Origin of the sequence: Haladaptatus sp. W1, assembly GCF_001723155.1 — an archaeon.
Taxonomy (GTDB): Archaea; Halobacteriota; Halobacteria; order Halobacteriales; family Haladaptataceae; genus Haladaptatus; species Haladaptatus paucihalophilus.
Genome location: NZ_MEIH01000038.1, coordinates 23,336 through 29,729 on the forward strand (window position 1 = coordinate 23,336; position 6,394 = coordinate 29,729).

The 6,394-nt window shown below is 63.0% G+C and carries 6 protein-coding genes and 1 pseudogene; 4 read left to right on the forward strand and 3 right to left on the reverse strand.

The genetic code is table 11. From position 1 onward, the window contains the following. Positions 1–3: 3 nt before the first annotated feature. Both BG842_RS02295 and BG842_RS02300 read right to left on the reverse strand, forming a co-directional pair. Positions 4–1,023, reverse strand: coding sequence for an NAD-dependent epimerase/dehydratase family protein (locus tag BG842_RS02295; RefSeq protein ID WP_069449521.1), 1,020 nt, complete (start codon positions 1,021–1,023; stop codon positions 4–6). 88 nt (positions 1,024–1,111) lie between these two features. Further along, complete coding sequence (locus tag BG842_RS02300; RefSeq protein ID WP_026177832.1) at positions 1,112–1,390, reverse strand: winged helix-turn-helix domain-containing protein; 279 nt, start codon at positions 1,388–1,390, stop codon at positions 1,112–1,114. 284 nt (positions 1,391–1,674) lie between these two features. Between BG842_RS02300 and BG842_RS02305 the strand changes: the two genes are divergently transcribed. The 4 genes from BG842_RS02305 (at position 1,675) to BG842_RS02320 (ending at position 5,941) form a co-directional block, all read left to right on the forward strand. Continuing rightward, the gene (locus BG842_RS02305; protein WP_069449522.1) at positions 1,675–1,986 is read left to right on the forward strand and encodes a hypothetical protein; all 312 of its coding nucleotides are present in this window, start codon (positions 1,675–1,677) and stop codon (positions 1,984–1,986) included. A 2-nt stretch (positions 1,987–1,988) separates the two neighbouring features. Continuing rightward, the gene (locus BG842_RS02310; RefSeq protein ID WP_069449523.1) at positions 1,989–3,800 is read left to right on the forward strand and encodes a ribosome biogenesis/translation initiation ATPase RLI; all 1,812 of its coding nucleotides are present in this window, start codon (positions 1,989–1,991) and stop codon (positions 3,798–3,800) included. 125 nt (positions 3,801–3,925) lie between these two features. After that, entirely contained in the window at positions 3,926–4,642 is a 717-nt protein-coding gene (locus tag BG842_RS02315; protein ID WP_069449524.1) for a DsbA family protein, read from the forward strand. A gap of 45 nt (positions 4,643–4,687) precedes the next feature. Continuing rightward, complete coding sequence (locus BG842_RS02320) at positions 4,688–5,941, forward strand: hypothetical protein (RefSeq protein ID WP_069449525.1); 1,254 nt, start codon at positions 4,688–4,690, stop codon at positions 5,939–5,941. Here BG842_RS02320 and BG842_RS32905 read toward each other — a convergent pair. After that, a pseudogene (locus tag BG842_RS32905) lies at positions 5,938–6,379 on the reverse strand (cytochrome P450). The gene BG842_RS02320 and the pseudogene BG842_RS32905 sit on opposite strands and share 4 nt — an antisense overlap. Between the last annotated feature and the right edge of the window lie 15 nt (positions 6,380–6,394).

The window sequence follows — 6,394 nt, forward strand, 5'->3', positions numbered from 1 at the left end:
CGATTATCGATACGTCCCCATTTCCGCGACCACGTCGGACGTGGCGACCCGCCACTCCTCGATGAGCGCGTCCTCGAACGGTTCTTCCTCCCAGTCGTCGATTCGGTCCCGCTCGTCCAGCCATTCGACCGTCCGGGCGACGCCCGTCTCGAAGTCTATCGTGTACTCGAAATCGAGGTCGCGTTTCGCCTTGCGGTTGTCGAACGTCGTCGCGTACTGGAAGTGGTCCCGGAGCATCGCGGTTCGCTCCGGTGCGACGGCGGTCAGCACCTCGGTCGGGACGTGGACGAGTTCCGGTTCGGGCGCGCCGATGGCGCTGGCGACTCGGCGGTGGTACTGGTTCCACGTGATGAACTCCTCGCTCGTGACGTGGTAGGCCTCGCCGAAGGCGTCCTCGTTGCCGACGGCGTTCACGAACGCGCGGGCCACGTCGTCGCGGTGGCACGGCCCCCAAATCGAGGTGCCGTCGCCGTGGACGACGACGGGCTTTCCCGCCCGAAGGCGGTCGAGGTAGTACGTGTCGTCCCCGAAGGTGTGGAGGACGCCGCCGCCTTCGCCGTAAGTGCTCCACGGGCGGATGACGGTCGTCTCGAATCTCCCGTCCTCGTGGGCATCCATGAACACGTCCTCGGCGTCGGCTTTGTTGCGGCCGTAGTCGCTCACGTTCGGGTGTCTAGCTGCGGCCTCAGTGATGGGGTTGCGCTCTGGTGGGCGGTGGTAGACATCGACGGTGCTACAGAAGACGTACTGGTCGATGTGGGGCGCGACTGCATCGACGGTCTCACGCGCCGTTTCCGGCGAGAAACAGACCATGTCCACTATCGCGTCGGGGTCGGCGTCCGCGACCGCTGCTTCGAGGACGTCCGTGTCGTGTCGGTCCCCTTCGACGTGCGTGATGCCGTCCGGCAGTTCCTCGTCGTGATTCCCGCGCGTGAACACCGTCACGGTGTCGCCGTCGTCGGCGAGTCGAGCGACGATTCCGGTGCTGATGAGTCCGGTACCGCCGATGACGAACACGTTCATATCCGGTCATCCACGCGGGAACACAAAGCGGTGTGGATAGCGGGCACTGCGGCTTTTGTGAGAGACAGAAAAGAGAGAGACGGCGCGACTATTCCGCGCACTGGGCGTCCGCACACTGGTCCGGTTCCACTTCGGTCGGCACGTCGATTTCGTAGAGGTTCTGCCGCGCGTCCGCGAAGTAGATGTCCTCGTCCACGACGCCGATGTCTTCGAGTCGTTCGAGCGCGTAGCGGACCGTCCGTGCGGACAGCATCGACTCGTCCACGATCTGCTTCTGGGTGAGCGACCCTTTGTATTCGAGAACCTTGAAAACGAGTTTGGCACTTGGGGGGAGATCGTCGATTTGCTCCCGTTCGGTCTGGCTCATCATCGTTACGAATCGAAACACGCCATCGTGATAAAGCTATTGAGACGCAATGGCACGGAGACGCTCCGAGGGCACCGCTACGGCAAGACGAATTCGAATGACGAAGCCGGTCTCGGAGCGTTTTCGACGGCACCCTGTGCCGACGTTGGTACAGTATCACACGCATGCCCCAAAAGTCACCCACCGTCAGTATTCGGGTCGGCGTTCGCGGGGAGCATCTCGAACGGCGAGAAGAGGTATGGACAAGCGAACATCTTTTGAGGCCGGGTACCCGATTGCCACTCATGGCGACTGAAAAGGCATCAGAGCGACGGGCGGCCCATCTCAGGAGCATCACCGTCACGTCGCTCGCTTCGATATCTGGCATCGTTGCCGGGTTCGCCTCCGCTATGATAGTGGGGACGTCGAAGACGGCGGCGACAGACCAGATGGGATTGACCATCATGCTCGCGTTCGTGGTCGTCCAACTCCCGCTATTGTATCTCATGGGCTATGAGTTGGACGGAATCAAAGACACACTCTTCGTCGCGTTCATGACGTTCTCGCTCTGGTACATCACGTGGGGTATTCTCCTCATCAACCACGTGGAGCTCTAAACATGGCGGACGACAGTATCGCGGTCGTGGACCTCGAGCGGTGTTCCCCCGACCGATGCAACTACGAGTGTAAGAACTTCTGCCCGCCGAACCGGACGGGCAAGGAGTGTATCACACTCCGCGGCGAGGACACCGCCGAGGGACAGCCCGACCAGGTGCACATCAGCGAGGAAATATGCCTCGGCGAAACCTGCGGTATCTGCGTCGAGAAGTGTCCGTTCGACGCCATCGAGATCATCAACCTCCCGAGCGAGCTACAGGAGGACCCCGTCCACCGCTACGGCGAAAACGCCTTCTCGCTCTACGGACTGCCGGTGCCCCAAGAGGGACAGGTTACGGGGATTCTCGGGCCGAACGGGAGCGGGAAAACGACGGCCGTGCGAATTCTCGCGGGAGAACTCGCGCCGAACCTCGGCCAGTTCGACGACCCGCCGGGATGGGACACCATCCTCGACCGCTACCGCGGAACCGAACTTCAGGACTACCTGAGCGAAGTCCGCGACGGCGACGTGACCGTCGCGCGAAAACCGCAGTACGTCGATAAGATTCCCGACCAGTTCGATGGAAGCACCGCCGACCTGCTCTCCCGAACCGACGAGCGCGGCGTCCTCGACGACCTCCTCGAGCGGCTCGAAATCGAGCACGTGATGGACCAGGACATCGACAGTCTCTCGGGCGGCGAACTCCAGCGCGTCGCTCTGACGGCGGCGCTCGCCCGCGACGCCGATTTCTACTTCCTCGACGAAATCACGCCGTATCTCGACATCAGCCAGCGAGTCACTGTCGCACGCCTGCTACAGGAGATGGCGAACGAGCAGGGCCGTTCCATGCTCGTGGTCGAACACGACCTCGCCATCCTCGACCTCGTGGCCGACAACCTGCACGTCGCGTACGGCGAACCCGGCGCGTACGGTGTCATCACGACGCCGAAATCGGTGCGCAACGGCATCAACGAGTACCTCAAGGGGTACCTCAACAACGAGAACATGCGGATTCGCCCGAACGCCATCGAGTTCGACGAACACGCCCCGCGGGAGACGGTCACCGCCGACCCGCTCGTGGAGTACCCCGACCTGCGAAAGTCGTACGGCGAGGGCGAGTTCTCGCTCGACGTCGAAGGCGGCACGATTTACGAGAACGAAGTGCTGGGCATCGTCGGCCCGAACGGCATCGGGAAATCGACGTTCGCAAAGCTCCTCGCCGGACGGCTCGAACCGGACGAGGGCGACGTGGACTTCGCGCTCGACATCTCGTACAAACCGCAGTACATCGAGATCGACCAGCCGATGCGCGTGGACGTCTTCCTCTCGTCGCTGACCGACGACATGGGCACGTCCTATTGGGATACCGAAATCGCCCAACCGCTCCAACTCGACCGCATCATGGAGCAGGACCTCACGGACCTCTCCGGCGGCGAGCGCCAGCGAGTCGCCATCGCGGCCTGCCTGTCGAAGCCCGCCGACCTCTACCTGCTGGACGAGCCGTCGGCGTATCTCGACGTCGAACAGCGCGTCCGCGCGACGCGCGCCATCCGCCGCTACGCCGAGATTCAGGACGCGACGGTGTTGGTCATCGACCACGACACGTACATGATAGACCTGCTCTCGGACCGCCTGATGGTGTTCGACGGCGAACCCGCGGAGCACGGGCACGCCGGACGCCCGAAGGGAATGCGCGACGGCATGAACGACTTCCTCGCCAACCTCGACATCACGTTCCGCCGCGACGAGAACGTGGGTCGGCCGCGCATCAACAAGCCGGGCAGTCAGCTCGACCGCCAGCAGAAAAACGACGGCGAATATTACTACAGCTAAGCGGTCCGTTTCGGTCGAAGTGTTCCGTTTCGGGCGAAGCGTTCGTGACGGCTGATTTCCGGTCCGTAATCGACCCCCGAGAACAGGCGAAAGGTTCTCAATCGAGAGGTTCGAACCGTAATCAAATGGTCCTCTCACGGCGACGGCTTCTCGCAACGACCGGCGTAACCGTTCTCGGTGGCTGTCTCGGTGGCAATCAGGACGGTGCGTCGGGCGGGGACTCCACCGACGAAACCAAGTCCGCGACGAACGGGAACTCGAACCCCGTTGCGAGCGCACCGATTCCGAAGAACCCTGGCGAGCACGAGTACGCGATTGCGGGCACGGGCACGGCGGACACGACGGTACGGTATTTCAGCAATTGGAAGTGCCCGTACTGCGCGCAGTTCAGCACGGGGTTTCTGGGCGAGATAGTGAGCGAGTACGTCGAACCGGGCGAAATCGACATCGAACTCCGAACGCTCGGATACTTCGGGGACGAGCCGTTTCTGGGGCCGGACGCACCGCGCGCCTCGGAAGCGGGACTCGCGGTGTGGAACGTCGACCCGCAGTCGTTCTGGGGATACTACGAGTACGTGTTCTCCCACCAACCCTCGGAGAAGAAACAGTGGGCGACGACGGACAAACTGCTCTCGTTCATGGAGAAAGCGGGCGTGAAACGCCGGGACGAGATCAAAACCCAAATCGAGTCGAACGAGTACGAGTCGCTCCTGCACCAGTCTGACACAGCGGCGCAGCGAGCGGGCGTCAACAGCACGCCGATGCTGGTCATCGACGGCGAGGCCGTCGTCGCGCTCAAGAAGGACGAAGTGAGAAAACGTCTTGATTCCGCGACGAAGTGAGCGAGAACCGAATCGCTTTTTTCCTTCTCGTCGTAGTTCCGACTAGTGATTTCAGCGCCCTCCTCGTGGCTTTCGGCCTCCGACAACCGAGCGAAACTCTTCGCCGCCCTCGCGGTCGTGCTGTTCGCCACCGCCGGAGTCGGGGCGCTCACCACCCACGACCGACCGTCCCTCTCGGTCGACGAGCAACGTCCCGCCAACAACACCCTCATCGCATTGCAAGGGTACCAACACGAGGGGCGCGCCATCGAAGTGAACCCGGCCGGAGAAACCGTCTGGGAGTACACCGAAGCGGACGACGTGTTCGACGTGGAAGCGCTCGGGACGAACCGGGTGCAGATAGCGGTGGCCGACGAACTCCCCGATTCGGACTGCCCGACCGAATATCGGGACGACGGCTACGATAATTGCGTTCGAAACTCGCTCCGCGTCGTGGCGCAGGACACTAACGAAACCCTGTGGGAGTACTCGTGGTTCGACGCGAAACTGCACGCCCACGAACTCCACGACGCCGACCACTACGTCGTGAACGGCGAGGACCGCTGGGTGATGGTGGACATGGGCAACGACCGCGTGTTCGCCGTGAACCGCGACAAGGAAATCCTCTGGCAGTGGAACGCGACCGACCGCTACGACCGGCCGGAAGGGATGGACGAGGAGGGCGACTGGACGCACGTCAACGACGTCGACCGCATCCGACCGGGCGTCTTCCGCATCAGCCTCCGGAACTTCGATACGGTCGCGGACCTGCACGTCGAGAACGGGTCGGCGCACCTCGAACCCGTCGTCGGCCCGGACTCCTACTCGAAGTCGGGCGACATCCTCTACGAACAGCACAACCCCGACACGCTCGGCGACACGCTTCTAGTGGCCGACAGCGAACACGACCGCATCGTCGAGATTCGAAACGGAAGCGTCGTCTGGGAGTACGGGGGCAGCGGCGTCTTCGACTGGCCCCGCGACGCCGACCGCCTGCCGAACGGCCACACGCTCGTCGCCGACTCGTACAACGACCGCGTGGTCGAACTGAACGAGAAGGGAGAAATCGTCTGGTCGGTCGAAACCGGGTCGCTCCCCTACGAAGCGGACCGCCTGCCGGGCGAGGGGAGCGACGGCCCGACAGCGATCGAGGCGGGAATTCCGAACCGGACCCGCGAAGCGTCCCCCGTCAACGAACGGGTCGCGTGGGGGATTTCGATGGCCAAGTACGTCGTCCCCAACAGCCTCGCACAGGAGTTAGTCATCATCGTCTTCGGACTGTTGGCGCTCGTCGGCACCGCCGTCGAACGCTGGCGCTAACGCGTTTTCACGGTCATCTCGATTGGGTTCGTCGGTTCCAGCGTCGTCCCCATCCGTAAGTCGAGTTCGTCGGTGGAACAATCGAACTCGACCCGCTGCGCGATGGTCGCCAGCACGAGTCGGATTTCGGCGTTCGCAAAGCGCATCCCGATACAGTGGCGTGGTCCGCCGCCGAACGGGAAGTAGGCGTAGTCCGGCAGGTCGGCTTTCATCTCGGGGGTCCACCGGTCGGGGTCGAACGTCTCCGGGTCGTCGAACCAGCGGTCGTCGTTCTGAATCACGAACTGCGGGAGCGTCAGCGATGTCCCTCGGAATCGTGTAGCCGCCGAGGATGACGTCCTGCTTCGTCTCGCGGAAGACGACGTAGGCGGGAGGATAGCGACGAAGGGCTTCGGTGACTATTTTGTCGGTGTAGTCGAGCGCCCGCAAGTCGGCCATCGTCGGCGCGTCGCC

Excerpts from the sequence above, each read along its gene's own strand:
- BG842_RS02295 (WP_069449521.1), bottom strand. The coding sequence starts at position 1,023 with ATGAACGTGTTCGTCATCGGCGGTACCGGACTCATCAGCACCGGAATC.
- BG842_RS02300 (WP_026177832.1), bottom strand. The coding sequence starts at position 1,390 with ATGAGCCAGACCGAACGGGAGCAAATCGACGATCTCCCCCCAAGTGCC.
- BG842_RS02305 (WP_069449522.1), top strand. The coding sequence starts at position 1,675 with ATGGCGACTGAAAAGGCATCAGAGCGACGGGCGGCCCATCTCAGGAGC.
- BG842_RS02310 (WP_069449523.1), top strand. The coding sequence starts at position 1,989 with ATGGCGGACGACAGTATCGCGGTCGTGGACCTCGAGCGGTGTTCCCCC.
- BG842_RS02315 (WP_069449524.1), top strand. The coding sequence starts at position 3,926 with ATGGTCCTCTCACGGCGACGGCTTCTCGCAACGACCGGCGTAACCGTT.